Below are 26775 nucleotides of genomic sequence, written 5' to 3'. Positions count from 1 at the left end.
ATGCTACAATAATTGAATTAGTTTTTAGTAATCTTACCCGACCCGCTTTTGGCCTGGTTAACTTGTGCATTCCCCGAATAGGTGATATTCCCGGACCCGCTAAGATGAGCATTTAACTGTTCATCGGCATATATAGTAGCATTTCCGGAACCACTGACTTTAATATCCGTTGTTGCTGTTTTAAGGTTTTGTCCCTCAAATCCTCCTGAACCACTTATTGCAATACTTGCTTTTTTCGCATGGCCTATGGCATTAATATTTCCTGATCCGCTTACAGCAGCATTATAGTTGGTAGTTATCATGTTTAAACGAATACTACCTGAACCGCTAACACTGGTATTTAATTGGTCCGATTTAATTGTATTGTTAATTATCATATTTCCTGAACCGCTTAAAGTAAGGTTGTTAAGCGATTTCGCGGTTATATAAATCTTGGTTTTGCCAAAGTTAGTCCAGCTCCATCCGCTACCCGACTTACTGTTTCTGATTTTTAATGTTCCGTTTTCCACGTTAGTCTCAATGTTTTTGATGTAATCTTTCTCTCCCTCAATCCTGAGATCTTCAGTGGTTCCAATTTTTACATAAACGTCGTAGGCTCCGCTGCTGCTGATGCCCGTGAAATTAGAAACCGGCCTTTCTTCAATTTTATTTTCACCCTGAATGGTGTGTAAAATGGATTTAGTTCCGGCAACGCTAATAAAGGGAAGCAGCAGTAGTATCCAGCCAAATGATGATAATAACTTGTTCATAACCAGTGTTTTTTTGATTAGACGCTGAGGGGCTGAATAAGTTGCATCAATCCGGAAGAATTTTCACATTTATATAAAAATTATCAGTGTCTGGTATAATTGAGCCGGCTTTAAGTGTTTGCCAGTTCGAAGTAGCATGAAGCATTTTCCATTCCGTGGAATTAATTCTTGTCTTTATTCTTACGGGCATTTTGAAGTCTTTAACATCTGCTTTCCAGCGATATTGTGCAGACATAGGTCCTGTTTTTTTAATCTCTAGAATCGGAATTCGGGTATGACGTAAGTACTGATCAAAGATTAAGCTTAAATTTTTACCGGAAGATTTGCTGATATAACTGACAATTTCTGCTGTTGAAGTTGTTTTCAGACCGAAACTAGTATTCAGTCCCTTAAGAATTCTGATCCATTTTTCATCATCGTTGATAATATGCCGGATAGTATGAAGAATATTTGCTCCTTTAAAATACATATCACCAGATCCCTCTTTATTAACATTGTAGGGGCCAATTATAGGTTTGTCATTAATTATGTTTTTCCTCAATCCTTTGATATATCTCGCTCCGGCGAGCTTTCCGGCTTTTGATTCTACAAATAGCCCTTCTGAATAGGTTGTAAAGGATTCGTGGATCCACATGTCAGCAATATCCTTTGAGGTTATGTTATTACCGAACCATTCGTGGCCGGATTCATGAACAATGAGATAATCCCAGGTCAGGCCCAAACCAGTTCCCGACCAGTCGCTGCCTTTGTACCCATTTGCATAGTGATTGCCATATGCTATTGCACTCTGATTTTCTAATCCAAGATATGGGGTTTCAATCAATTTATAGCCGTCTCGGTAAAAGGGATAAGGGCCAAACCATTGTTCAAAAGATTTGAGCATTGGCTTTACATTTGCCCTAAAGTGTGAACGGGCGATGGTTGAATTTTCTTTGAGTACATAATAGTTTAGGGGAAGTTTTCCGGACAATCCATTATAGGAATCAGAGAAATGAGCATAATCTGCTATATTAAGGGTTACTCCGTAATTGTTTATAGGATAAGAAACAAACCAGTTATAAATGGTATTACCATTATTTAATTTATCAACGGACCGAAGCGTGCCATTACTGACATTCATCAGTTCCGAGGGAACGGTAACACTTATTAACATGCTGTCGGGTTCATCAGACTGATGATCCTTATTAGGCCACCATAAACTCGCACCTATTCCCTGGCAGGCAACACTTACCCAGGGTTTACCATTCCTATCTTTTGAAAATACAAAACCCCCATCCCAGGGTGCGTTTTTTGCAATTAGTGGAGCTCCTGAATAGAAAACTGTGAACTCATTTACTGATCCTTTTCTGAGAGTATCAGGGAAATCTAAAAATACTGCGTTAAATTCTCTGCTGAACGAAAGTTCAAGGTCTTTATAAACAATCTTTTCGATCTTTAGATTATCAAAGAGATCGAATTGCAGGCGCTTAAAATCAGCTTGTGAAATAAATCGAAAAAGGGTTGATCCGCTAATTTTTTTCTCATTGATATTAACCGCTATATTCAGGTGATAGTACTTCACATCGTAACATGTTCTTAAAGGACTAAGCATCCCTCTTAATGTATCCGCTCTGCTAAAGAACTTTTGTTCTTTTAAAAGCTGGGCTTTTGAAAAGGTAACGCTAAAGATAAGAAGTATAATACTGAAATATTTATGCATTTTTCATCAGAATATATTTGCCTTTTAATGGCTCATGATGGCTCACTATATTTTATTAACGCTTACTCTGATTAAGAAGTTTATCGTTTCTTTCCGGTTGATTTTAACGAAAAAGCGTCACGGATTGTTCTGTCGGACCATATTTAATTGAATTTAATTAGATTAATAGATGTTTTGAGCTTTCAGGAATGAAAATACAAGCTAATATTACTTAATTGATCAGGAATTAATTTAAATAGTTTTCCTTAAGAGTATTAATCGTTTAACTTTGGACTCCAAACAACAAAAACAATCATGCAATACGACGTTACGGTAATAGGAAGCGGGCCGGGTGGGTATGTAGCTGCCATCAGGTGCGCCCAACTAGGGTTAAAAACAGCTATAATTGAAAAATACAGTACATTGGGAGGAACTTGCCTGAATGTAGGTTGTATTCCCTCTAAAGCGCTTTTGGATTCATCTGAGCATTACCATAATGCTGCCCATACTTTTAAAACCCATGGTATCGACCTTAAAGATTTAAAAGTGAATATCGGTCAGATGATTGCCCGTAAGAATGTTGTTGTGCAGGAGAATACAGCAGGAATTACTTTCCTGATGAAGAAAAATAAAATTACAACCTATAACGGTCTGGGCTCTTTTGTGGATAAAAATACTATCAAAATTGCTAAGATTGATGGAGGAGAAGAAACAATCACCACAAAAAATGTGATCATAGCGACTGGCTCTAAGCCAACTGCATTGCCTTTTCTGCCAATAGATAAAAAAAGAATTATAACTTCTACAGAAGCTTTAAATCTGACTGAAGTTCCAAAGCATCTAATTGTTATAGGTGGCGGCGTTATCGGTCTGGAACTTGGTTCTGTATATGCACGTTTAGGAGCAAAAGTTACTGTGGTTGAATTTATGGATGCCATTATCGGCACCATGGATAAAACTTTAGGAAAAGAACTCCAAAAATCTTTAAGCAAGCTGGGTTTTGAATTCTTATTAAGTCATAAAGTAACCGGAGCATCCGTAAAAGGTAAAAATGTTACGGTAACTGCTGAGACCTCAAAGGGAGAAAAAGTAAGTATTGAAGGTGATTATTGCATCGTTGCAGTCGGCCGTTCTGCTTATACTGAAGGTTTAGGTTTAGACAAAATTGGCATATCGTTAGAAGAACGCGGAAAGAAAATTCCGGTAAACGACCACCTTGAAACACCTGTAAAAGGAATTTATGCTATTGGTGACGTAGTGCGCGGAGCTATGCTTGCGCATAAAGCCGAGGAAGAAGGGGTTTTTGTAGCGGAAACTATAGCAGGACAAAAACCACATATTAATCATAATCTTATTCCGGGTGTAGTGTATACATGGCCGGAAGTTGCAAGTGTGGGTTATACCGAAGAACAATTAAAAGAGCAGGGTAAAAAATATAAATCCGGTTCTTTTCCATTTAAGGCAAGTGGGCGCGCCCGTGCCAGTATGGATACAGATGGATTAGTTAAAGTACTGGCTGATGCAAACACGGATGAAATTCTTGGGGTGCATATGATTGGTCCTCGTGTTGCAGATGTGATTGCTGAAGCTGTAGTAGCCATGGAATTCAGAGCTTCTGCAGAAGATATCGGTCGTATCTGCCATGCTCATCCAACCTATACAGAGGCATTTAAAGAAGCTGCTTTAGCGGCAACTGAAAACAGGGCTTTGCATATATAAAACGGGTAAAGGTTAAAGGTGAAAAAAAGGCTTAGCACAGCGCTAAGCCTTTTTTTGATGTTTTTTAATGTCAGATAAATAAGAGTGATTTCTCCTTCGTTAAAAGTATAGCATTCTCGATTTTTTCTTTAAAAATTTTAGCTCCTTTGCTGTTCAGATGTATGCCATCTATGGTAAGATGCAATTTGCGTTTTTTACTTAATTTATCTGCCATGCCTAAATTGCAGGTGATTAAGTCAAGGAAAGCGGTGTCTGAGAAATTATCCGCACAATAATCCATGGTTTTCATATGACTCAGCTCATTTTGAAATAATTCAGAAATATCAACCGGAATGCAACTGTGCTCTTTAGCGATTTTTTTAATGATACTGTTAAAACTGAAAAGTTTGGCATTGGTTTCGGCCAGGAGATATTCATTAATACAACCTAAATTGGGGAGGATAATTTGAGCCTCCGAATGCCTTTGAATATATTCTACACTGTGTTTTAAGACAATTTCAAACTCTTTTGGAGATGAAGGAATATTGCCGGATTTTATTTGCTGGCGATATGACTGTCTGAACCAAAATCCACGATGCCTGAACATAGGTAATAATATATCATTCGTACCTGATTGGAAAACAATTACATCATAATTCGAATTATTTTTCAGGTAGGTTTCAAGTCTTCCTGAAAGCTTGTTCATGGTCTCTCCGTTTATACCGGCATTTTCTAAGGTCCAGTAGGGATGATCTTTTTCAATCATTTTAATCCAATTAACACCTTGTGTTCCCCGGGTAATGCTATCGCCTAAAAATAAGATTCTCATAATAAAGCAAATAATCTGACTACTATATTATAGACGAGGGCTAACTCTAAATAATTACACGAACGCAAAGAATTTTCCACCACTCGCTATCGTTAAAAATATTTTGCGAGATTTGGCGCAGAAACATAGCACCATGCCCGAAATTCTTGAATACGTCTCTTTAAAAAGCTACAACACCTTTGGAGTAGAAGCATTTGCCCGATGGTTTACAGAAATAAATTCTGAAAAAGATTTAACAGAGCTTTTTGATAATGAAAAATGGAAACAGGTACCTCGTTTAGTATTAGGAGGTGGAAGTAATTTGTTGCTTACTAAGAATTTTGAAGGGCTTGTAATTCGCATAAATTTCAAAGGTATAGAGGCGAAGGTTGAAGGTGAAACGGTTATAATTAAAGCTGGAGCCGGGGAGGTATGGCATAAACTGGTGATGTATTGTGTTGATAATGGTTTTGCAGGCATGGAAAACCTTAGTTTAATACCAGGTTCTGTGGGTGCTTCGCCAATTCAAAATATCGGAGCGTATGGTGTAGAGTTAAAAGATGTATTTCATTCGTGTAGAGCATTTGAAATTGAAACAGGAAAGATACTGGAATTTAATAAAGAGCAATGTGAATTTGGATACAGGGAAAGTATTTTTAAGAATCAGCTAAAAGGGAAGATAATAATCACCCAGGTCACATTTGTTTTATCTACCCGCCCATCACTGAATATTAGCTACGGAGCAATAGGTGAGGAACTGCAAAAGCGTCAAATAAACCATCCAACAATAAAAGATGTTTCAGATGTTGTGTCTCATATACGGGTAAGCAAACTTCCTGATCCTTCGACCATCGGTAATTCAGGCAGCTTCTTTAAAAATCCTATAATTTCGGAGCATGAATTTAAGAAAATACAGTCTGTTTTTCCGGACACTGTTCACTTCTGTCTACCAAACAGTACAGTGAAATTAGCCGCCGGTTGGCTCATAGAACAGTGTGGTTGGAAAGGAAAAAAAATTGGTGAAACAGGTACCTGGAAGAATCAAGCTTTAGTTTTAGTTAATCACGGAAATGCAACAGGATCAGAGGTTTATGCATTATCTACGCATATTATTGAGGATGTTCGGGCTAAATTCGGTGTTACTTTAGAGCGCGAAGTGAACATAATTTAGCATTAATTTACTGTTAATTTTTAGCCCTGCCGGGAGATCTTGACCGTGCTGAACTCGAATTAGCATAATTGTTGTAAAGATATTTACAAGTTTGAATATGAAAAACTGGTAACGATAACTTTAACTCTAACAACATGACTAAAATAGAATTCAACACAATGGTTATGCGTCAGGCAAGTTCATTAAAGATGTATGCATTACATTTTACTCATGATGCAGATGACGCAAATGACCTGGTTCAGGATACTCTACTAAAAGCCATCACATACTACAATAAATTTAAAGAGGGTACTAACCTGAAAGGGTGGTTGTATACAATAATGAAAAATACTTTCATTAATAATTATCGCCGCTTTGTTAAAATAAGCTCTTTTGTTACTAAATCCGACGAAATTTCTTCAGCAAACCTTGTTTTCAGTTCTACTAAGAACCAGGGGGAGTCGAAATTTATTATGGATGATATAAAATTAGCTTTAAGCAAACTTCCTGAAGAATATTATGTTCCTTTCAGTATGTACTTCGAAGGATTTAAATATCATGAGATTGCAGATCATTTAGCTATTCCAATAGGAACAGTAAAAACACGCATTCACGTAGCTCGTAAGCTTCTTAAGAAGAGCTTAAAACCATACGACAACGGTGTTAAAAAGCCGATGTACGCAGAGCTTGATTAATTTGCCCCTTTTCTAAAACTCATCATACATAAGAGCGTACAGGTGCCAGCCTGACGCTCTTTTTTTATGCTTACTTTTCAGACAGGGATTTCAGCTCCTTTAATCCGCTTTCGAAATCTCCTCCTATCATACTGTCCATTCCTAAACCCATCCATCTATCCATGCTCGATTTGTTTTCACCCTCCATTATCCAGGTTACTACGGTGGTGTTTTCCTTAGCATCTAACTGAAATTTTGTTTTGGCCGTATTTTCAAAAGGTTTTATAAACTTTAACTCGATATCTACCAACTTTTGGGGCACAATATTTTTGATCAGCATTTGCCCTGTGCCGGTTTCTTCGCCTTCCCATGTATATAAGTGACCTGGCTGGCCCGCAGTACCGGCAATCTTAATCCTGGCTGACGGCTCCATTTTATACCACGGATTCCACTTCAAAAAATTGTTAAAATCCGCAATATTGTTGTAAACCACACTATCTGGTGCATTGATACTGATTGACCGTTTTACCTGATAGGTTTTCGGCAAAAGCATGCCTCCGATAAAAAAGAACGCAGCTAAAAAAACAATAACAAGTAGGATGATTTTTAAGGCTTTCATGATTTTAGATTTTTAATTTAATTGAAGTTAAAAAAATTAATCAAGAACGATTTATTTTAAAATTTTTAATGCCTCTAAAGCAACAACTTGCCCGGAAATGATCGCAGGAGGTACCCCCGGTCCAGGTACAGTAAGCTGGCCAGTAAATAAAAGGTTGATCAGTTTTTTGGAGCGCATTTTGGGTTTGAGAAATGCGGTTTGCATTAAGGTGTTAGCCAAACCATAAGCGTTTCCTTTAAAGGAGTGATAATCTTTCACAAAATCGTTTATTGCATAGCTGCGTTTAAGCACAATAGAGTCTCTGATTCTTTCTCCTGTAATATCTTCAAACCGATTTAATAAAGCGTTAAAATATTTTTCTCTTAACACTTCGTTATCCTCTAATCCCGGTGCTAAAGGCATCAGAAAAAAAAGATTTTCTCCGTTTTCCGGGGCAGACATCTTATCAGTCTTTGATGTGCAGGAGACGTAAAAAAGAGGTTTTGAAGGCCATTGTGGGGTTTTATATATTTCATCGGCATGCTTTTCAAAATCTTCATCAAAAAATAGATTATGATGTAAAATGTTGTTAAGCTTCTTGTTTACCCCGATATAAAACAATAAGGATGATGGTGATAAAATTCTTTTATCCCAGTATTTCGGACTATAATTTCTTTTTTCAATAGCTGTGAGGTTTTGATCTGTATGCTCATAATCGGCATTTGAGATCACTAAGTCGGCTTCATAAAAACCCTTGCCTGTTTCAATTCCGATTGCTTTATTGCCTTCAGTTTTTATTTTTAAAACTTCGTGATTTAATTTTATATCAACTCCTTTTTCGGTTGCGATGGATACCATTGCTTTTACAATTTCATTCATTCCGCCTGTCGGGAACCAGGTGCCTAAAGCCAGGTCAGCATAATTCATCATGCTATATAAGGCCGGAGTGTTTTTTGCCGTTCCTCCTAAAAATAATACAGGAAACTCAAGCAGTTTAAGCAGCTTTGGATTTTTAAAATACTGTTGCAGATGTTTGCTCATGCTGGTAAACATCTGAATTTTAAAGCTCTCTTTTAAAAGTCTGAGGTCCAGATATTCTTTGATCGAATTTGAAGGCCGGAAGACATAGTCGCTCATTCCCGTATCATATTTGAACTTTGCCTGTTTCAAAAACTCTTTTAATTTAGGGGAGGAGCCTGGTTCTATTTCTTCAAACAATTCCTCTAATTCCGTAAGTTTTGCCGGAATATCCGTGAAGTCGTTTTTGCCCCAATATATCCGGTAGGAGGGGTCAAGCCGTTTTAAATCGTAAAAATCCGAGGTTGTTTTCCCGAATAAATTATAAAAGTTTTCAAAAACTTCCGGCATCCAATACCAGCTGGGACCCATGTCAAATTTGAACCCTTCGCTTTCCCAAATTCTTGCCCTGCCTCCGGCCTGGTCATTCTTTTCATAAATAGTAACATTATGACCTTTATCTGCCAGTACAGCCGCCGCTGCCAGCCCTGCAAACCCCGAACCGATAATGGCGATCTTAGATTTTGTCATTCCAGCAGATTTGGATTAGTAAATGAGCGCAGAGATTTTGCTTCGGAATAAGTTTGTTATTCATGAAGGGTAAATGTAGAAAATGATCTCTTGTTTTAACTCTTACTCTTTCATTTCAATTTAAGCGCATTTTTTATATATTACTTAGCTTTGATAACAGGTTTTGTCAGAAGTTGTAAGAATATTATATTTTGCAAACTATTAGCCAGGTCTCCTGCGTTTCATTCTTATGGTTCGATTATTATTCATTATGCTTTTTGCTTCCGCAACTCTTAATGCGAGTGATTTACCACAAATCAGAAAGGATTACTATTCTGCGGTAAACGATGAAAAGGCGGCCGACAGGTTCTATCAGAGCTTAAAAAGTCAAAATTCTTCCGAACCCATTGTAATGGCCTATTTCGGTTCGGCTCAGGCAATAAGAGCACGCCATGCATTTAACCCCTATAATAAAATCTCTTATCTTAAGAGTGGATTAAAAACACTAGAAGCTGCTGTCAGTAAAAGTCCGGATAACCTCGAAATACGTTTTCTCCGGTTTAGTCTTGAGCATTATATTCCCGCCTTCCTCGGTTACAGTAAGCATCTTGAAGCAGATAAAAGGAAAATTATTGAGCTGGCGAAACAAAAGAAGTTCGGAGCTATGGACAAGCCCCTGTTATTGAATCTTGTGGGTTTTATGAAGGAAACGAAAAGATGCAGTCCGTTAGAAATCGCTACCTTAGAGCAGGTAATTGCTCATGGATAAACATTTTTCCTATCTTCTGATTAATTTTTTCACGCTGTTTTTTCCCATAGTTTTATCATTTGATAAGCGGGTGAGGTTCTTTAAAAGCTGGAAATTCATTGTGCCGGGCTTGCTCATTACAGGATTGGTATTTCTGGCCTGGGATTATATTTTTACCCTTTACCATGTGTGGTCTTTCAATGCAGACTATGTTATCGGGCTTTATTTTTTTAATCTTCCGATTGAAGAGATCTTATTTTTTATTACTGTTCCGTTTGCTTGTTTGTTTATTTACGAGTGTCTCAATTATTATGTTAAACGAGATATTCTCGCAGGCCTGACAACTTTTATAAGTATTTTTTGGCTAACCATCTCGAGTTGTATGCTTCTGTTTTACTATGACCGGGTATATTCTTTAATAACTTTTGGATTGTTGTTGTTTCTAAGTGTTTTTGTGCTGGTCAGGCGTCCTTATCAGTTAAGCAGGTTCTATCTCGCTTATTTTGTGTCCCTGATCCCATTTTATATTGTGAACGGAATTCTAACCGGTATCCCAATTGTAATGTATAATAATGCTGAAAACGCGGGATTCAGGGTCGGTACTATCCCTTTTGAAGACCATTTTTATTCTCTTTCAATGTTGTTAATGAATATGCTTTTTTTCGAATATTTTAAGAAGAGAAACCAGAAATTGAGCTGATGAGTTTGCCTTTCTATACAAAAAACCAATTAGCACTCCGGAATGGACAGGACAAACCTGAAATATGGGTAGCTTACAAAGGGGTTATTTATGATGTTTCCGCAAGCCGCTTGTGGCAAAACGGGAAGCATTACGAACATTGGGCAGGACAGGACTTAACCGATGAATTAAAAGACGCCCCACACACAGAGTCGGTGTTTGAAAAGTTTCAGGCCATCGGGAGGCTAGGAAGTATTATAGGTAAGTGATAAAATTGGGCAGTCTGAAAGCACTGCCCAATCAATTTTATATTATTGTTCTATTACAAAGCTGCTCAGATTAATAAATTCTTTTATTCTTGCCTCAACCTCTTCATTGCTCAGGTTTTTTATTTTTTCTGTGCCAAATTTCTCAACGCAGAAAGATGCCAGAGCAGAGCCATATATAATGGCATTTTTCATGTTATTGAAATTAATTGTACCAACTTTAGCTAAGTAGCCTATAAAGCCGCCCGCGAAAGTGTCGCCAGCGCCGGTTGGATCAAATACTTCAGCTAAAGGCAGCGCAGGTGCAGAGAATATTTTGTCTTCGCTAAATAACAAGGCACCGTGTTCCCCTTTCTTTATGATAAGATATTTAGGCCCCATTTTTAATATTTTATTTGCTGCTTTAACTAAAGAATATTCTCCTGAAAGCTGACGAGCTTCGGCATCATTAATTGTTAGAACATCCACCATTTTAAGGGTTTCGAGTAAATCGGCCATAGCTACGTCCATCCAAAAGTTCATGGTATCGAGCACAATCAGTTTGGGACGATTTTTTAGCCGCTGTATGGTTATTTGCTGAATTTGGGGAGTAAGGTTACCTAATAATAAGTATTGACAATCCTGGTAAGATTCCGGAATAATAGGATCGAAATCGGCAAGTACATTTAATTCGGTAATCAAAGTATCGCGACTATTCATGTCGTTGTGATATTTTCCTGCCCAGAAAAACGATTTTTCGCCTTCTTTAATCTGCAATCCTTCAACGTCTATGCCATGGTCCTTGATAGATTGGATATCTTCCTGGTGGAAATCGTCGCCAACAACGCCTACGATTTTAACCTGTTCGTAGAAATAAGAAGCCGCTAAACTTGCGTATGTGGCCGCTCCACCCACTATTTTGTCTGTTTTTCCGAAAGGCGTTTCTATGGCATCGAAGGCCACAGTGCCGATAACAACTAAGCTCATAAATATTTTTAAAAAAAAATGTACGCAAATATTGCATAAATAATTTAAAATCCCGACTATTGCATTCCCAAACGGGACACAAGTTTAAACTTGTTTCATAACCAGGAACTCCCGAATAGCTCAGCTGGTTAGAGCATCTGACTGTTAATCAGAGGGTCGCTGGTTCGAGCCCAGCTTCGGGAGCCACAGTGGGCAAGCATGAAAAATCATGGCTTGCCCTTCTTTTTTTACCCACTAATTTGTTGGAAATCTGATAGATAAGTTGGATTGCTTCATTGATACGAGTGGTTCGATGTTGTGTTCCATCAAAACTTAATTTTTCGGGGTACATCGAACCAATAATTTCCCGTTTTAATGAAATATCGCCGTTTTCATACATTGAAGCCAGATTTGTAAGATTTTTTATGGCTTTGTTTAGGATGGAATTTATATTAATTGTCTTAACAGATAGTTCTGCTAGTTTGGCTTCGAGTCTAGTGATTTTATCTTCGCACTCAGTTTTAATAAGCCGGAAGTCATTTCCGTCTATGTCCCCATTTAACAGTAATTCACGGCCCCTGCTTAATTTGCCATTTATTTCAGTAATAGATTTTATGATATCATTTTGGCCATCTCCTTTAGTTGCAAACTCACGATTATACAAGTCTCTAATCACATCTTCGCAAAGTTCAGCAATCCCCGGTACCGGCACATATCGTTTAAGCTCATTTAGAAATGCAGAATTTACTTCTTCTGCCTTGTATCTGCAGCCACAAGCTGAGGAACAGTGGTAATAGTAATAATACTGCTTTCGCCCTTTTGAAGCACTACCAGTTAGAACTCTAGAGCATTTGGTGCACAAAAGAAAGCCTCTCAATGGTAACTCATCTTGGGACACCACCTTTGTTCCCTGCTGTCTCTTCCGTCCGTCCATTGCATCTTGTGCTTCGTAGAATAAAGATTCTGAAATTAAGGCCTTATGAAGACCTGGTACTATATGGCTTTTTTCATCCTTGAATTGCTCAATGAAGATTTTGCCACAATAAACAGGATTGCGCATTGCAACAAGAAATCTGTTTTTCCCACAGGCTAACCCATTAGCTCTCGACACTTTCCAAATTTGTTCGGTCGAAAATTGCCCGGACGCAATCCTTTCAAATGCTTGTTTAATTATGGTCGCAGCGGGCTCATTGGGGACAATAGATTTTTTTCCATTCTCTAAGGTTACATTTTTATATCCAACAGGCGCTAGAGACATCCAACGTCCTTCTTTTCTAGCTCGCCGCATGCCATGAACAACATTTAGTGCTCTTCTATCATTTTCTACCTCTGGTGTAGATAAATAGATTGCAAGCATTAATTTATTCTCAGGAATGGTTATGTCTAAGGGTTGCTCAATAGCTTGCGGTTCAATGGCCCAATTCCGTAAGGTGCTAATCATCTGATATGCATCGCCCGCATTCCTGCTGAACCGATCCCATTTAGTAAATAAGACATAATCCGTTAGCTTGCCTTTAGTTTTCTTGAGGTCTAGCAATAGTTTTTTCCATTCAGGGCGATTAAAGGTCTTAGCTGAATGATCTTCAAAAATTACTTTTCTTATTTGAATAGAATTAATCTGGCAATACCTTTTTAAAACTTCTTCTTGATTTCGTTGAGAATAACCTTTATCGGCTTGTTCGTCAGTACTTACTCTTATATATAAATCGGCGATCTTCATTGATTAAAAGCTTGAATTAGTGTTAACTTACCAAATTTATATAGGAAATCCAAAATGATTTCGGCATCCTTTACAGAAATTTCTGTACCTTTTTCCTTAAGGATCTTAACTACCATTTCCGGGGTTATAGACCGATTTTCCTGTGGCATAAATCTCCGCCTTTCTCTTCTTAAAAGAGCAAATCTGCACCTGTTTCGCTTAATGTATTCGCAAGGATGACGGAAGGTGCGAAAGATTAAAATGAAACATAAAATCAAACTAAAGAAACCTTATCACTTGTAAATTCCGAAGGCGGTAGTTTTTAAAAGCTTCACGACTTTGGTATAAGGACTACATGCAGAAATTATTTTCTCTCGCATCTACCGTGTCCATTGCGTATTTCAATAAATCAAGCTTCTCACCTTTGCTATCAATTTAGAAAGTCTGAACAAGATCCGCAGTAGCCGGACGGTAAGCATTGGCCCTCGTGTAGCGGGCAGCAAGATGTATTTTCGTATACGAAAATATCTTGCCGTCCTCGAGGCCGGGACTTCGCTGCGGAACTTGCGAAGTCTTATAACTCTATAAAAATATTTTGTATGGCCAGAAAGAAGCTGTCAAATCCAGAAGATATTTTAAGTAAGCCTATTATCATCAGAGTAAACGAAGAGCTCTTTAACCGATTAGAGAAACTTCAAAAGGAGAGTGATTGCAGTTCGGTTGGGGAAGTAGCCAGGAAGATTCTTGCTCAGAAAAAAATAAACTGCTTTTATCGGGATATTTCCCTTAACGGCCCTATGGAGGAAATGGCTTTAATCCGAAAGGAACTTAAAGCTATTGGAATTAATATCAATCAACAGACTAAATACTTCCATACAAGTCAAAGCAGTGCTGAACGGGCATTCTATGTAATGAAGACTGCCGACTTGTACAAAAAGGTTGATGAGAAAATTGATCGTTTACTAATCATTGTATCCAAACTAGCTGAAAGATGGTTGCCAAAATTATAAGCGGTAAGAGTATTCGAGGGATGCTGCAGTATAATGAGAATAAGGTTTCTAAATCGATGGCACAGCTTCTTCTAGCCAGTGGCTTTGCTGCTGATGTTGCTCAAATGAGTTTACACCAAAAGCTGCAACGATTTCAGCATTTAACGATGCTTACGGACAAAGTAAAAACCAATGCTATCCACATTTCACTGAATTTAGATAGCCAGGATAAGCTTAATAATGAACAGCTTCAACAAATCACCATCACGTACATGGAGAAGATTGGTTTCGGAGATCAGCCATATCTAGTTTATAGGCATAACGACGCGGCACATCCACATTTACACATCGCTACTACAAACATTAAATCTGATGGCAGAAGGATAGATATTCATGATATAGGCAGGAAGCTTTCAGAGCCGGCCCGAAAGGAACTGGAAATTGAGTTTAAATTGATTAGGGCTGAGGGGAGGAGATTAAGCAATTCCCTGAAGATAAAGCCAGCTGACCTGGCAAAGGTTGACTATGGTAAGAGTCCCACAAAGAGAGCTATCACCAATATCGTAAATGCTGTAGTCGGTACATATAAATTCACTTCCCTTGCAGAAATGAACGCTGTTCTTAAACAGTTTAATGTGATTGCTAATCGTGGAAGAGAGAATACTCTGATGTTTCAGAAGAATGGTTTGATGTATAGCATCATCAATGAAAAAGGCGAACAGGTGGGAGTGCCAATTAAAGCGAGCAGTATCTATAACAAACCTACCATGGCTAATTTAGAGAGACGGTTCTCTCAAAATCACGAAAAGCGACAAGCCCTTAAGGAACCCTTAAAAGAAACCATCAACGATGTGTTTGATAAATATACCACGATAAGCAAAGCCACTTTCATTTCGGAATTGGCAAAGCAAAACATTAACGTGGTATTCAGACAGAACGAACAGGGCTTCGCTTTTGGAATCACTTTCATTGACAACAACAGAAAGACAGTATTTAATGGAAGTGATCTAGGGAAAGGTTATGCTGTTAAAGCTATCACGGAACGATTCGGTATTTCAGATAAACTAATCAAGCCCGAGCTTAAAACATACCTTAAACCTCCAACTCCAACCAACTACCTAAAGCGGGACGAATCAAAATCATATTTAATCAAACCAGAAGAAGTGAATCTTCTGAAAGGCTTCCTTTCAAAACCCGCCCAAGATTTTTCTTTTGGAGCACACCCAAAAAAGAAAAAGAAGAAAAAAGGTCAGCAAAACGATCAGCAGCAATCACTATAATCAAAGAGTTATGCAAACAGGAGAAGATACCCAGGGCCTCAGAAAAATCATTGACTTGACGAGGATGATTAGTCTAACCATCTTAAGCATCCATTTCTATTTAACCTGCTATCTGGCCTTTCAAAAATGGGGCTGGACAGCAGACATCACCGACCGGATTCTGACAAATATTTCCTCCACCGGATTGTTCATGGGTATGTTTAAACCTAAGCTCGCAGCTCTGTTATTTCTTCTTATATCACTGATAGGAGCAAAGGGTAAAAAGGACGAGGACACCAAGAAAAAAACAATATTGGTGTACATAGGGGCAGGCTTGTTCCTGTATTTTATAAGTGCTTTATCATTTTACTTACGAATAGCTCCGCAGCTTATTGCGATTAGCTATATCGGCATAACAGGAACAGGTTATTTGCTGATCCTTTCAGGCGGCGTCCGTTTAACCAGATTGCTAAATACTGTCTTGAATAAAGATATTTTTAATACAGAGAACGAAACTTTTCCCCAGGAAGAAAGGCTTTTGGAAAACGAGTATTCGGTTAATCTTCCTGCTGTTTACAACTTAAAGGGTAAACGACGTCGGAGCTGGATTAATCTAATCAACATGTTTAGGGGAGTCCTTATTGCTGGCTCTCCGGGAGCTGGTAAAAGTTATTTTGTTATCCGGCACATCATCGACCAGCATATCAAGAAGGGATTCACCATGTTTTTGTATGATTTTAAATATGATGATCTGACCAAGATTGCTTACAACAAGCTATTGAAATACAAGAAGAATTATAAAGTAGCTCCCAAGTTTTATGTGATCAACTTTGATGATTTGAATCGTACGCATCGTTGCAATCCTTTACATCCTGAAAGTATGGAAGATATTACAGATGCAACAGAAGCCAGCCGAACAATCATGCTCGGCCTCAATCGTGAATGGATCAAAAAACAGGGCGACTTTTTTGTTGAATCACCGATGAATTTCCTGACCGCGATAATCTGGTATCTGCGAAAATACGAAGGTGGAAAGTATTGTACGCTTCCACATGTTATCGAACTTATGCAAGTAGATTATGATCGCTTATTTGCTATCCTGGAGCAGGAGGAAGAGATAAAAGTATTAATCAATCCGTTTATATCTGCTTACCACAATAAAGCTATGGCGCAACTGGAAGGGCAGATAGCTTCAGCGAAAATTGGATTGGCAAGGTTATCTTCACCCCAATTGTACTATGTTCTTTCCGGAAATGACTTCACGCTTGATATAAACAATCCAGAGGAACCGAAGATAGTTTGTGTTGGAAATAATCCTCAGAAGCTACAGATCTATGGAGCAGTCCTTTCTTTATACATTTCCCGGATGATTAAGCTGGTTAACAGGAAGAACCAACATAAATGCAGCTTAGTATTCGATGAGTTTCCTACAATCTATTTCAATAATATTGATAGCTTGATTGCTACGGCAAGAAGCAACAAGGTGGCTACGACTCTTGGAGTGCAGGATTTCAGCCAGCTTAAAAAGGATTATGGTGCTGAACAGGCAGATGTAATTACTGGTATCGTAGGGAATATTATTAGTGGACAAGTGACTGGCGATACTGCAAAGTCTTTATCGGAAAGCTTTGGCAAGATTGTGCAGGATAAAAATAGTATGACTATTAATAGTAATGATACCTCAACCACTAGAGCTACACAGCTTGACTTTGCTATTCCAGCATCTAAGATAGTCGCACTTTCATCGGGGGAGTTTGTGGGCATCGTAGCGGACAATCCAGACTGCAAAGTGCGGCTTAAGGTCTTTCACAGCGAAATTCAAAATGACCATGTGGCCATACAAAAAGAGGAGGATAGCTATAAACCTATGCCGTTATTCGGAAATGTTACAGAGGAAGATATTCAAGGAAATTACAAGATGGTTAAAGGTCAAATAGATAGATTAATTGATATCGAAATTTCAAAATTGACTACTGGTAATGAAGCTGTCCAGCAAGATACAGTTGAAAGGGATGAAATTATATCCACTAAACAAATCGAGAAAGGATCAATTATTTCAATGTAGTATCGATATAGTAAGCGTAATGCTAGGACATTCAAATCACAAATTATTTTTCGTAAAATGTTAATTTTAAATAAATTTAATTAATTAAGTAGTTTTGGGAGTTACCAAGTAGATCTGAGTACGATATTCTTTCACTACTATTATATTATCTAGCTATGCCAATGAATAATAATGCCAATTTCTAAAACTCAAAAGGAGACGTCTGCAGCAGATACTTCCATAGGATTTGAGTATCAGTTTTATCACTTTTTTTATTTATTGCTTGATTTACGTCATGGTGAAGAAATAGGGATTGAAGTAAGGGATGATGTACATGTAGAGCTTGCTAGTGGTAAACAGATCCTAATACAAACTAAACACACTCTTCAGAAGAATGCTTCAAGGAATAGTATAAATCTTACAGAAAGAGATGGAGATTTATGGAAAACTATAGCTAATTGGAGCAAAATCATTAATGAGCAAATAGATTTTAAAAAATTTATTGGAGACACAGAATTTCAGATAGCCACGAACAAGCAGTCAATTAAAAACCCGTTCATTTTGCAATTAATAAAGCTTCAAAATGGCGATATTAAAGTTAAGGAGCTTAAAGACTACCTGAAAGTACTATCCAATACCACTAAAGATTCGGATATTAAAGCTTACATTGATGTCTTTAGGAACTTAACTTCAGACAAATTAAATGGGTTTGCTAACAACATCACATTCGAACTTAATCACGATGATCTTATTCAAAAGATTAAACAGAGATTGTTGGAAAAAATTCACATCCCCCAGAGAGTTGATGATGTTTACAGAGCACTACATTCGGAACTGAGAGATACTAACTATCTCAACGTAAAAAAAGGCATCAAAAACGTAATAAGCTTTGAAGCCTTCAATAAGAAATTTGGGAAATGTTTCAAAGTAGCGATTAGTACAAAGCTCCCTATAAGAGACTTGCCTTACATTCTGCCTGACCAGCCTGAACAACAGCTGTTTATTAAGCAACTTATTGATATTGGAGATATAGCTCTTTCTGATAAAGAAGAGATAATAGCATACACAACTCAAATGCTTCAACTGCTTAATAATTTAAAAGACTGGGAGGAAAACGGTGACTTTTTATCATCGGATCGTGAAAAGTTTAATAATGCAACAAGTTTCATACACAAAAGCTCTTTCAAGTCGACTTATAGGAAGATTAAAGCTAAACTGGAACAAGGATTACGATCTAGTGATATTGATGCTGAGATAAAAGAATCAGCTTTGTCGTTGTTGGATGACATGAGAAAGCAAATACTCCAATTTGACGAAACACTACTTACCATGGAGTTAAGCCACGGACATTTCTATTTATTAACGGAAGAAAAAGCAATCGGATGGCATCTTGATTGGGAAAAAAGGTATGAACAATGAGACAGTCTTCAGCTTATATAAATAACAATGAAGCTTTAGCATGTGTTGCTCTGGGCTATCTTTTAAAAGGATTTAGTAGCATCACATCTGCTAAAGCACTACTCGTTTTGCCATTTATCTTACATTATCCAACAGTAAGAAAACTGAGAAGTAGTTCCTTAAAGAGAAGCTTAGAAGAGTTTATTGTGAAAAATCCAGAGTGCTTTATCAGCTTTAACGCTCGTTTTGTTGATTACTTGCCGTTGTCTATAAATGCGATCACAATTCTCAGCGAAATGAATATCATCACGATCCGGAGAGATGAGATAGTTTATAACTATACCTCTGACTTTAGTCCTGAGTATTCAAGAACCATTGGTAAAAGAGCAACTGACTTTCTTCCTGCTATCGAAGTGCTAGCATACCTATTTAAAGGTCAAAACGAAAATTCTTTGTATTTAAAATTGAAAATCGAGCTATGAAGTTTCATATTAATAAAGTAATCCTGTGGTTTAAAAATGGCGCTGAATCTCGTGAATTAAACTTTCTATCGAATAAAGTAAATGTGATTACTGGTGGAAGTGGAACGGGGAAAACGAGTTTGTTATCCATATTTGATTATTGTATGCTTTCTTCTAAAGCCAACATTGCTGAAAAAGTCATTAATGAAACAGTGTCATGGTATGGCTTAGACTTTAGGATTAATGATAAAGATTTTTTAATCGCAAGAAAAAGCCCTGTGATTAATATTGGTTCAGATGAGATTTACTTTTCCAGTGATAATACCTTCCCGGAAAAATTGGCAAAGAATAACGATATAAAGCAAGTCAAATCAATTCTTGAAAGAGAGTTTGGTATTGACGAAAACTTAAAAATACCGTTTGGCGGTAAGCATCTTTCTGCTGGCTCTAAAATTTCATATCGGTATTTTTTGTTGTTTAACACTTTGTCTGAGGATACAATTGCTCATACAAAAAACTTTTTTGATTATCATCTATATGATCGGGATAAATATATTGAAGCATTAGAAAGGATTTTCTTTCTTGCTATAGGTGTGGATGACGTTGGGAATGTTTTAGCCAAAGAAAAAATAGATAACCTTGAAAAGGAGCTTGCGAAAATCCTGCAATAATGTTACGGTTACCAATATTTATTGTAAGGTAAGTTCTGATGATATCGTGAAGCCCGGATCTGATTGTTCCCTCGGATTTACCCGTCCTGTGCGACATTTTATGGTGAGAAATATTATTGGCGATACCAATTGCAATTTGTTTCAGATCGGATCTGAAACTGCTGATGATATAATGGATGCTCATGTAGATAACATTTATGTACTTGGCGCTAATAAAGCGGGTTTTTCCATTTCAACTAATGATGGAGCACATATAAAGGATATACACCTTAATTGCGGACATACGGGCACAATCCACTCGCGATCGAAAATGTACAGAACTACCACACCGTTTTTTATTTCCATATCTAATCGTGGCCGTATTCTGGGTGCCAATGTTAGCCGCCATAAATTTGATGAGAATGGTGTTAAGCACGATGAGCTTCTGGTAAATAATGTGAATATTGGTGTGGTTGAAAATATCATACTCAACGGTATAGATATTTTCGAAGTCTATGGAGGAAGCTCCTACGGCGAGGCAGATAAAAGGTGGAAACCGTTTGATGGCAAGCAACGTAGAGCAACCCCGATCGTAGCAGGTTATAGTCTTCCCGAGTCTTCTGTGGTAGAAGGCGGTCTGAATTTTAATTTACCCAATCGTCTGCATACCGGCTACATTAAAAATATTGTTTTTAATGATGTACATGTTCTTGTAAAAGGCGGAAATCCATTATCCGACAAAGAAAATAGCCCTCCAGAGCTTGGGGTAGGACAATATAATGTGTCCAACCTTAAAACACAGCCATCTTATGGCTTGTGGGCCAGACACGTAAAAGAGCTTTCAGTAAACAACAGCACGTTTAATTATGAAAAGCCAGACAGCCGATACGTTGTGTTTCTGGATGACGTGTTAGGCGCAAAGATATCTGGCGTGAAAATGGTGAAGGCCAAGGATAGCAACTCACTGATTGGATTAAAAAATTCTTCTGATGTTAGCGTTGAAAACTCTCTATATTATAATAATGTATGGGGGGAATTTCCCCGGGAATTAGAAAAAATTAGGAATGCGGGCGGTAAAGGAGTAGTTCAACTGCCTTCAAATCTAACTCCACAGCAAAATGCTAAACCTAGTTTATCACATGATTGAACAGTCGGACAAGTCCAAACTTTATAACCTCGAAATAATTGTATTTCGCATAAACAAAAGTTTTCTTTTTATGAATGTTGCTTATTCAGGAATTTAAATGTACCCTTACTATGAACTATGTTGAAATATGAGGCTTTCTTTCTTTCTATAAAATGGCCTTTTTAGTGCGTTTATGCATGCTTCTGTCATTCTGACGATTTTGAGGCGTCCACAGCAATTTCGAATTTAGCAGACAATTTTGTTGAACTCCACTAGGTTTTGTTGCAGATATGTAACAGAAATCTGGCTTATAACAACCTTTTGATCTGGCAATCTGGTGAATCGAAATCAATCGTATTGAGTGACACATTAAGTTTCTCTGAGCTACATCCGCAAGAGGAGATAGGCTTTTAGGAGGTAACTTTTTTTAATTAGCGAAAAAGCTGTGTTACTTAAGGTAGACAGAGCTTTCAAAGCTCAGCTTCTTCAAATAACCGACCTGGAACTAGCATTTCAAATTACCCTTTCAGATGTAACAGGTTAGTAAAAAATAAGCGTCACATTCTTACAACATTTGTTCGTTTTTAACGTAAAACGTTGTGTATCGTTAAATTATGAATCAAGAGTTAAAAAGGCTGGATGCTTTAAAAAAGTATCAAATTTTAGATACAGAATCTGAGCATCAGTATGATAGCATTATGAGGTTAGCGTCCCATATATGCAAAACCCCGGTAGCGTTAATTAGCTTTATAGATGATAAAAGACAGTGGATGAAATCTATTATGGGGATTGATGTAAAAGAAGCTCCCCTTGATATTGCTATCTGCAAAACAACTATACAGAATGACTTTCTTCTTGAAGTTCCCGATACCCAGAAAGATCAGCGTTTTGCAAACTACCCACATGTTGCGGGTCCTGATGGAGTACGATTCTACGCCGGACATCCGTTAACAACTACCGATGGTATTAATATTGGCACTATTTGCGTCCTTGATTATCAGCCGAGGGCGTTAGAGCAATATCAGAAAGATGCATTGAAAATCCTTGCAAACGAAGTGATGGCTCATCTGGAACTTGCCGAAAAGAATCGTGAGCTTGAGAAATTATTGCAGCAGGCAACGTCGTTTCAAAATCTTTTTAATAACTCTACAGAAATACATTGTATAATAAATAGTGACGGAGTGATTGAATTCATCAACGATTCAATTTATTCGCTACTTGGCTATACGGTTAAGGAAGCAATGTCAAAAAATATCTGGGATTTCACTTTGCCGGGCGAACGTGAACGGGTGATGCCAGCAGTATATGAAGAGATAGCAAGGGGGAAAACTGCCTTTCGTTTAGAAACCCGCGTGATAACAAAGGCTGGCCAGGTTAAATGGTTCGAGTGGTCGGATGTCATCAATGATGATAAATGGCTGGTAAACGGCAGGGACATTACCGAGAGGAAGGAGAGCGAAGAAAAGCTTAAAACATTGTCAGTTGCAGTTGAAAAGTCAGCAGCCGGAGTAATTATAAGAAATTCCAGGAGCGAAATAGAGTGGTTGAATGCAGCTGCCGAAAATATAATTGGTTATAAACTTACTGAGCTTAAAGGCAGAACATTTGGAGACCTCCTTGTAGGAGAAAAGACTGACCGAACACTGCTTGCGAAAGCGAAACAGCTCCTGGCTCAAATTAAACCCTATGAAACAGAGGCGTTGCTTTATAAAAAGGACCGCACACCTATATGGATATTTTCTTCGAATAACCCACTTACTAATGAAGCTGGCAAGGTTGAAAAGCAGGTTTCTGTCATAGTAGATATAACTGCTCGTAAACATGCTGAAGAGCAATTGATCAAAACGCGTGAAGATGCAATTGGCTTGAGTAAGGCCAAAGAGAATTTTCTTTCAGTAATCAGCCATGAAATGCGCACTCCTCTCAATGCTGTGATCGGTATGACAAGCATATTGATTGATGAAGAGCCATTGGAGCGCCAATTAAATAATTTAAATATTCTTAAATTCTCAGCACAGAAGCTTCTTACTCTGATTAATGACGTCCTCGACTTCACTAAAATTGAAACGGGCAACCTTCAGCTTGAAAGCGTGCCGGTAGATCTTCGGGAACTTGCCTCAAAAACTATTGAATCTTTAAAGTTTAAAACGGAAGGCAAAAGTGTTGTTGTTAATTTTGAAGTTGATGACAACCTGCCTAAAGAAGTATTAGGAGATTCGACTAGGCTTTACCAGATTTTTATGAACTTACTCGGCAATGCAGTAAAGTTTACTGAAAAGGGCGAGGTTAAGCTTAAAGTTATTAAAAAGGAAGAAACGGATACTGATGTGAATGTTAAATTTGAAGTAAGCGACACTGGGATTGGTATACCAGCAGACAAACTTGATAGCATATTCGAAGCTTACACTCAAGCCGAAATGGACACATCCCGAAAATATGGAGGTACAGGGCTTGGCCTGGCAATAACCCAAAAACTTATCCTTCTTAATCAGTCGTCAATTGGGGTAAAAAGTGAATTGGGCAAGGGTACGACCTTTGATTTTTCAATTACCTTTCCAAAAGTATTAACCTCGGCTACTAAAATTTTGTATCCTGAACAACAAGCTCCACTTTTCAAACACTTGCTTGTTGTTGATGATAATGCCATTAATAGATTGCTGGCCAGAAAAGTACTTGACAAGTGGAGTGTTAAAGTAGACTTTGCCGAAAATGGTCTGGAGGCAATTGAAAAAGTCAAAGCCGGCAGCTATGATATGGTATTAATGGACATCTATATGCCGGTAATGGGTGGCTTTGAAGCAGTTAGATTAATCAGGGCTTTATCCGGAAAAAAATACCAGGAATTGCCGATTATAGCGTTGACTGGTAGTGTGGGCGAGGGAAGTAAAGAAATGTTTGTGAAAAAGGGAATGAATGACTTTATTTTGAAGCCCTTCGAGCCAAGTCATTTATATAAGAAAATAACGAAAAATCTTGTAGCAGAGCTTATTTAATTTGGTAGTCGATTACTTTCGAAGAGACTCTGAAGTCATTGGTTTCCATTCGTTCTCTTCACTTTCCACAACGGTACTGTTAAGACAGATGCTCTTTATAAAGCCGAACAAACAGTGTCCATAATTTCGAAAAACTTCAACAAATATTAAATCATCCTTTTGTTTTAATGCCACAATTTTTAATCCTGATGCACTTTGATCCCTCCACTGCAATAGCTAATTTTAGCAGATAATTTGTTGGATTTCAGTGAGAGGTGTTACCAGTAAAGATATCAGACTGATGAATACGAAACTAATCGGTTATGAAGGATACTTAGTGGTTGAAAATGATGCCAAATCAAAATCTGCACGTTCAAGATAACACATATATGAAGCTTCACATTAAATATATTTTGCTTATGCTAGCCCTCGTTGGCTTTAGCTTTACAAGTCAGCAACGAAAACTTAGGGTGTTTTTGGTCGGCGACTCAACTATGTCAGTCAAACAGTTAAACGCGTATCCTGATACCGGATGGGGGATGATGTTCGCAAAGTTTTTTGATACTACATCAACTCTTGTTTACAATACCGCTCAGAACGGAAGAAGTACTAAATCATTTATTGCAGAAAATCGCTGGGCTCCTATCGTCGACAGCCTGCAGGAAGGAGATATCGTCCTTATACAATTTGGTCACAACGATGAGGTAGCCAGCAAAGTTCAATCAACAAAAAAGAGAGAGTTTCAGGATAATCTTATAAAGTTTATCAACGATTCCAGGTCAAAAAAGGCTATTCCGGTTTTAATTACTCCTGCAGCAAGAAGAAATTTTAATTCAGAGGGCAAAGTTCAAGATACTCACAAAGTCTATTCTGAGCTGGTTCGTAAAGTTGCAGAACGAAAAAAAGTGGGTTTAGTTGACTTAGGCCGGAAAAGCCAGGCTTTACTACAGGAGTTCGGCTCTGAGAATTCTAAATGGCTGTTTAATTATCTTAAGCCTGGGCAGCATCCTAATTATCCGGATGGAAAGGTAGACGATACTCATTTCAGTGAGCTTGGGGCCCGTAAAATGGCTGAAATTGTTTACGCTGAACTTAAGGCGCTTAATCCGGGTGTTATTTCCCATCATTTTTTCACACCTGCACTTAAGAAATAAAAGATATAATTTATGCATATGCTTAATAAAATAGTAGCTCTGGCAGTAGTTTTTACTCTCTTTTCCTTTGCTCTGTCTGATGAGGATACTATAGTCGTTTATTTAATTGGAGATTCCACCGTTTGTACTCAACCCGTGTCGCAAGCTCCTGTAACCGGTTGGGGAACACCTTTCGCCGTGTTTTTCGACAAAACTGTTGAGGTAAGCAACCATGCCAGAGGAGGAAGAAGTACGAGAACCTTTATTAGTGAGAATCGCTGGATGCCCGTTGCAAATGCATTAAAGAAAGGTGATTATGTTTTTATGCAATTTGGCCATAATGATGAAGCGAAAGAGGAAATATATAAAGAGCGATACACTTCTCCTGAGGATTATCGAAAGAACCTTATCCGGTTTATAACGGAAACCAGAGCTAAACAAGCGACGCCCGTACTCGTAACTCCGGTATCACGGCGTAAATTCGATAAAGATGGTAAGGCTTCAGAAACTCATGTCGAATATTCAAAAGTGGTGGCAGAGGTTTCCGCAGCGCTCAAAGTTCCGATGGTAGATCTTGATACCAGAAGCCGCCAGCTTTACGAATCATTTGGTCCCGAGAATTCTAAATTATTATTTAATATTTCTGAGCCCGGCGCAAATCCTCAGTTCCCGAATGGAGTAAACGATAATACCCATTTCAGTGAATACGGTGCGCGTCTATTAGCAGAGTTGGTTCTTGATGAAATGAAAAAACTAAATCTCGATCTTTATCACAGAGTTGTAAAGCCCAGTTCAAAATTATAACTTTTTCGGAACTACGAGTAGAAGGTCGCAGGACCCAGTATTGGCAGCTATTATACAGGCAGATTTTAAATTCCATAAAGTAACAGAAGAATAACAGAAACATCTTTTAAAGATAAGCGGATTTGTCTCAACGCGTGAGTGAGCTGATTTTCGACTGTCCGTTTAGAGATTCCTAGTTTAATAGCAATTTCATCATTTGAGAGGTGTTCCTTTCTGCTCAGAATAAATATTTCGCGGCACCTGTTAGGCAATTTAGACAGGTATGTGTTAACCTCTTTCTCTAAATCTTTGAATATAAAGTTGGAGTCTGCCTGATTGTTAATTAAGCAAGTATCATGTATTTCCAGATCTTTTTCGTATTTTAAAATGTTTTTCTTTCCTTTTTCCAGCTGTTTATATACCCGGTATCGGGCTGCGGTAGTTAAATAAGCCTGAAGAGAAGTGATTTTTAATTCGGCCCTTTTAAGCCATATTCCCAGAAAGATATCATGAACAATATCTGATGATGCTGACCCGTCTTTAAGGTAACGATTTGAGGTGCTATAAATTTTAGACCAATAGCGGTCAAAAAGCAACGCAAATGCCTTTTCGTCATCAAGCTTTATAGCGTCAAGTAAATCAGAATCCGGTGAAAGGCGGTTGAGCATAATCGGTCCCTTAAAATTAATATAAAAGGATGATTAAAAAAATATAAAAAATTTATGTGTGTGCCCCGGTGTT

At 37.9% G+C, this 26775-nt stretch carries 24 protein-coding genes and 1 tRNA gene; 17 read left to right on the top strand and 8 right to left on the bottom strand.

What is annotated here, in order from left to right:
* Positions 1–17: 17 nt before the first annotated feature.
* Positions 18–749: a head GIN domain-containing protein gene (locus tag WG906_RS09265; RefSeq protein ID WP_339992305.1), complete on the bottom strand. Its 732-nt coding sequence runs from the start codon at positions 747–749 to the stop codon at positions 18–20.
* A 46-nt stretch (positions 750–795) separates the two neighbouring features.
* Positions 796–2448, bottom strand: a complete 1653-nt coding sequence (locus WG906_RS09260) for a M1 family metallopeptidase (protein WP_339992304.1) — start codon at positions 2446–2448, stop codon at positions 796–798.
* A 294-nt stretch (positions 2449–2742) separates the two neighbouring features.
* Here WG906_RS09260 and lpdA point away from each other — a divergent pair, with 294 nt between their 5' ends.
* Positions 2743–4146 carry a dihydrolipoyl dehydrogenase gene (lpdA, locus tag WG906_RS09255; protein WP_339992303.1) on the top strand — a complete coding sequence of 468 codons (1404 nt, stop codon included), beginning with the start codon at positions 2743–2745 and terminating at the stop codon, positions 4144–4146.
* Positions 4147–4216: 70 nt separating this feature from the next.
* Here the strand turns inward: lpdA and WG906_RS09250 are convergent, their stop codons facing one another.
* The gene (locus WG906_RS09250; RefSeq protein WP_339992302.1) at positions 4217–4954 is read right to left on the bottom strand and encodes an SGNH/GDSL hydrolase family protein; all 738 of its coding nucleotides are present in this window, start codon (positions 4952–4954) and stop codon (positions 4217–4219) included.
* 133 nt (positions 4955–5087) lie between these two features.
* Here WG906_RS09250 and murB point away from each other — a divergent pair, with 133 nt between their 5' ends.
* Together murB and WG906_RS09240 are read left to right on the top strand one after the other, a co-directional pair.
* A complete protein-coding gene (gene murB, locus WG906_RS09245; RefSeq protein WP_339992917.1) occupies positions 5088–6104 on the top strand; it encodes a UDP-N-acetylmuramate dehydrogenase in 1017 nt (338 codons plus the stop codon).
* Between the two features lie 134 nt (positions 6105–6238).
* Positions 6239–6778 carry a sigma-70 family RNA polymerase sigma factor gene (locus WG906_RS09240; protein WP_339992301.1) on the top strand — a complete coding sequence of 180 codons (540 nt, stop codon included), beginning with the start codon at positions 6239–6241 and terminating at the stop codon, positions 6776–6778.
* A 70-nt stretch (positions 6779–6848) separates the two neighbouring features.
* Here WG906_RS09240 and WG906_RS09235 read toward each other — a convergent pair whose 3' ends face one another.
* Both WG906_RS09235 and WG906_RS09230 read right to left on the bottom strand, forming a co-directional pair.
* The gene (locus WG906_RS09235) at positions 6849–7376 is read right to left on the bottom strand and encodes an SRPBCC family protein (RefSeq protein ID WP_339992300.1); all 528 of its coding nucleotides are present in this window, start codon (positions 7374–7376) and stop codon (positions 6849–6851) included.
* 51 nt (positions 7377–7427) lie between these two features.
* Positions 7428–8903: a phytoene desaturase family protein gene (locus WG906_RS09230; protein ID WP_339992299.1), complete on the bottom strand. Its 1476-nt coding sequence runs from the start codon at positions 8901–8903 to the stop codon at positions 7428–7430.
* Between the two features lie 229 nt (positions 8904–9132).
* Here WG906_RS09230 and WG906_RS09225 point away from each other — a divergent pair, with 229 nt between their 5' ends.
* The 3 genes from WG906_RS09225 to WG906_RS09215 are packed head-to-tail and all read left to right on the top strand — an operon-like array spanning position 9133 to position 10578.
* Positions 9133–9651 (top strand): hypothetical protein, encoded by a 519-nt coding sequence (locus WG906_RS09225; RefSeq protein WP_339992298.1) that lies wholly within the window; start codon positions 9133–9135, stop codon positions 9649–9651.
* Positions 9644–10330: a lycopene cyclase domain-containing protein gene (locus WG906_RS09220; RefSeq protein ID WP_339992297.1), complete on the top strand. Its 687-nt coding sequence runs from the start codon at positions 9644–9646 to the stop codon at positions 10328–10330. The genes WG906_RS09225 and WG906_RS09220 overlap by 8 nt, the downstream gene beginning before the upstream one ends.
* Positions 10330–10578 (top strand): cytochrome b5 domain-containing protein, encoded by a 249-nt coding sequence (locus WG906_RS09215; RefSeq protein ID WP_339992296.1) that lies wholly within the window; start codon positions 10330–10332, stop codon positions 10576–10578. The genes WG906_RS09220 and WG906_RS09215 overlap by 1 nt, the downstream gene beginning before the upstream one ends.
* Positions 10579–10620: 42 nt before the next feature.
* Here the strand turns inward: WG906_RS09215 and WG906_RS09210 are convergent, their stop codons facing one another.
* On the bottom strand, positions 10621–11541 hold the full coding sequence (locus WG906_RS09210; RefSeq protein WP_339992295.1) for a PfkB family carbohydrate kinase: 921 nt from the start codon (positions 11539–11541) through the stop codon (positions 10621–10623).
* A gap of 109 nt (positions 11542–11650) precedes the next feature.
* Here WG906_RS09210 and WG906_RS09205 point away from each other — a divergent pair.
* Positions 11651–11727, top strand: a tRNA-Asn gene (locus WG906_RS09205).
* On the opposite strand, the gene WG906_RS09200 is transcribed toward WG906_RS09205, so the two are convergent.
* Complete coding sequence (locus WG906_RS09200) at positions 11690–13240, bottom strand: recombinase family protein (RefSeq protein WP_339992294.1); 1551 nt, start codon at positions 13238–13240, stop codon at positions 11690–11692. The two genes, WG906_RS09205 and WG906_RS09200, sit on opposite strands and share 38 nt — an antisense overlap.
* Before the next feature lie 578 nt (positions 13241–13818).
* On the opposite strand from WG906_RS09200, the gene WG906_RS09195 reads away from it, so the two are divergent.
* From WG906_RS09195 to WG906_RS09150, 10 genes are all read left to right on the top strand, one after another.
* Positions 13819–14229, top strand: coding sequence for a mobilization protein (locus tag WG906_RS09195; protein WP_339992293.1), 411 nt, complete (start codon positions 13819–13821; stop codon positions 14227–14229).
* Positions 14211–15488: a relaxase/mobilization nuclease domain-containing protein gene (locus tag WG906_RS09190; RefSeq protein ID WP_339992292.1), complete on the top strand. Its 1278-nt coding sequence runs from the start codon at positions 14211–14213 to the stop codon at positions 15486–15488. The genes WG906_RS09195 and WG906_RS09190 overlap by 19 nt, the downstream gene beginning before the upstream one ends.
* A 10-nt stretch (positions 15489–15498) precedes the next feature.
* Positions 15499–17532, top strand: coding sequence for a conjugal transfer protein MobC (gene mobC / locus WG906_RS09185; protein WP_339992291.1), 2034 nt, complete (start codon positions 15499–15501; stop codon positions 17530–17532).
* A 171-nt stretch (positions 17533–17703) separates the two neighbouring features.
* Positions 17704–18930, top strand: coding sequence for a hypothetical protein (locus WG906_RS09180; RefSeq protein ID WP_339992290.1), 1227 nt, complete (start codon positions 17704–17706; stop codon positions 18928–18930).
* Positions 18927–19391 (top strand): three component ABC system middle component, encoded by a 465-nt coding sequence (locus WG906_RS09175; protein WP_339992289.1) that lies wholly within the window; start codon positions 18927–18929, stop codon positions 19389–19391. Before WG906_RS09180 ends, WG906_RS09175 begins: the two co-directional genes overlap by 4 nt.
* Complete coding sequence (locus WG906_RS09170) at positions 19388–20041, top strand: hypothetical protein (protein ID WP_339992288.1); 654 nt, start codon at positions 19388–19390, stop codon at positions 20039–20041. Before WG906_RS09175 ends, WG906_RS09170 begins: the two co-directional genes overlap by 4 nt.
* Entirely contained in the window at positions 20010–21167 is a 1158-nt protein-coding gene (locus WG906_RS09165) for a glycoside hydrolase family protein (RefSeq protein ID WP_339992287.1), read from the top strand. Before WG906_RS09170 ends, WG906_RS09165 begins: the two co-directional genes overlap by 32 nt.
* Before the next feature lie 593 nt (positions 21168–21760).
* Complete coding sequence (locus WG906_RS09160) at positions 21761–24139, top strand: PAS domain S-box protein (protein ID WP_339992286.1); 2379 nt, start codon at positions 21761–21763, stop codon at positions 24137–24139.
* A 398-nt stretch (positions 24140–24537) separates the two neighbouring features.
* Positions 24538–25272 (top strand): rhamnogalacturonan acetylesterase, encoded by a 735-nt coding sequence (locus tag WG906_RS09155; RefSeq protein WP_339992285.1) that lies wholly within the window; start codon positions 24538–24540, stop codon positions 25270–25272.
* 18 nt (positions 25273–25290) lie between these two features.
* The gene (locus WG906_RS09150) at positions 25291–26055 is read left to right on the top strand and encodes a rhamnogalacturonan acetylesterase (protein WP_339992284.1); all 765 of its coding nucleotides are present in this window, start codon (positions 25291–25293) and stop codon (positions 26053–26055) included.
* A gap of 65 nt (positions 26056–26120) precedes the next feature.
* Here WG906_RS09150 and WG906_RS09145 read toward each other — a convergent pair whose 3' ends face one another.
* Positions 26121–26702 carry an RNA polymerase sigma-70 factor gene (locus tag WG906_RS09145; RefSeq protein WP_339992283.1) on the bottom strand — a complete coding sequence of 194 codons (582 nt, stop codon included), beginning with the start codon at positions 26700–26702 and terminating at the stop codon, positions 26121–26123.
* Between the last annotated feature and the right edge of the window lie 73 nt (positions 26703–26775).

The organism is Pedobacter superstes, from assembly GCF_037622515.1.
GTDB lineage: Bacteria > Bacteroidota > Bacteroidia > Sphingobacteriales > Sphingobacteriaceae > Paradesertivirga > Paradesertivirga superstes.
The sequence above is the reverse complement of the archived record's forward strand: the minus strand, read 5'-3'. Positions and strand labels throughout refer to the sequence as shown.

Excerpts from the sequence above, each read along its gene's own strand:
- WG906_RS09265 (WP_339992305.1), bottom strand. The coding sequence starts at position 749 with ATGAACAAGTTATTATCATCATTTGGCTGGATACTACTGCTGCTTCCC.
- WG906_RS09260 (WP_339992304.1), bottom strand. The coding sequence starts at position 2,448 with ATGCATAAATATTTCAGTATTATACTTCTTATCTTTAGCGTTACCTTT.
- lpdA (WP_339992303.1), top strand. The coding sequence starts at position 2,743 with ATGCAATACGACGTTACGGTAATAGGAAGCGGGCCGGGTGGGTATGTA.
- WG906_RS09250 (WP_339992302.1), bottom strand. The coding sequence starts at position 4,954 with ATGAGAATCTTATTTTTAGGCGATAGCATTACCCGGGGAACACAAGGT.
- murB (WP_339992917.1), top strand. The coding sequence starts at position 5,088 with ATGCCCGAAATTCTTGAATACGTCTCTTTAAAAAGCTACAACACCTTT.
- WG906_RS09240 (WP_339992301.1), top strand. The coding sequence starts at position 6,239 with ATGACTAAAATAGAATTCAACACAATGGTTATGCGTCAGGCAAGTTCA.
- WG906_RS09235 (WP_339992300.1), bottom strand. The coding sequence starts at position 7,376 with ATGAAAGCCTTAAAAATCATCCTACTTGTTATTGTTTTTTTAGCTGCG.
- WG906_RS09230 (WP_339992299.1), bottom strand. The coding sequence starts at position 8,903 with ATGACAAAATCTAAGATCGCCATTATCGGTTCGGGGTTTGCAGGGCTG.
- WG906_RS09225 (WP_339992298.1), top strand. The coding sequence starts at position 9,133 with ATGGTTCGATTATTATTCATTATGCTTTTTGCTTCCGCAACTCTTAAT.
- WG906_RS09220 (WP_339992297.1), top strand. The coding sequence starts at position 9,644 with ATGGATAAACATTTTTCCTATCTTCTGATTAATTTTTTCACGCTGTTT.
- WG906_RS09215 (WP_339992296.1), top strand. The coding sequence starts at position 10,330 with ATGAGTTTGCCTTTCTATACAAAAAACCAATTAGCACTCCGGAATGGA.
- WG906_RS09210 (WP_339992295.1), bottom strand. The coding sequence starts at position 11,541 with ATGAGCTTAGTTGTTATCGGCACTGTGGCCTTCGATGCCATAGAAACG.
- WG906_RS09200 (WP_339992294.1), bottom strand. The coding sequence starts at position 13,240 with ATGAAGATCGCCGATTTATATATAAGAGTAAGTACTGACGAACAAGCC.
- WG906_RS09195 (WP_339992293.1), top strand. The coding sequence starts at position 13,819 with ATGGCCAGAAAGAAGCTGTCAAATCCAGAAGATATTTTAAGTAAGCCT.
- WG906_RS09190 (WP_339992292.1), top strand. The coding sequence starts at position 14,211 with ATGGTTGCCAAAATTATAAGCGGTAAGAGTATTCGAGGGATGCTGCAG.
- mobC (WP_339992291.1), top strand. The coding sequence starts at position 15,499 with ATGCAAACAGGAGAAGATACCCAGGGCCTCAGAAAAATCATTGACTTG.
- WG906_RS09180 (WP_339992290.1), top strand. The coding sequence starts at position 17,704 with ATGCCAATTTCTAAAACTCAAAAGGAGACGTCTGCAGCAGATACTTCC.
- WG906_RS09175 (WP_339992289.1), top strand. The coding sequence starts at position 18,927 with ATGAGACAGTCTTCAGCTTATATAAATAACAATGAAGCTTTAGCATGT.
- WG906_RS09170 (WP_339992288.1), top strand. The coding sequence starts at position 19,388 with ATGAAGTTTCATATTAATAAAGTAATCCTGTGGTTTAAAAATGGCGCT.
- WG906_RS09160 (WP_339992286.1), top strand. The coding sequence starts at position 21,761 with ATGAATCAAGAGTTAAAAAGGCTGGATGCTTTAAAAAAGTATCAAATT.
- WG906_RS09155 (WP_339992285.1), top strand. The coding sequence starts at position 24,538 with ATGCTAGCCCTCGTTGGCTTTAGCTTTACAAGTCAGCAACGAAAACTT.
- WG906_RS09150 (WP_339992284.1), top strand. The coding sequence starts at position 25,291 with ATGCTTAATAAAATAGTAGCTCTGGCAGTAGTTTTTACTCTCTTTTCC.
- WG906_RS09145 (WP_339992283.1), bottom strand. The coding sequence starts at position 26,702 with ATGCTCAACCGCCTTTCACCGGATTCTGATTTACTTGACGCTATAAAG.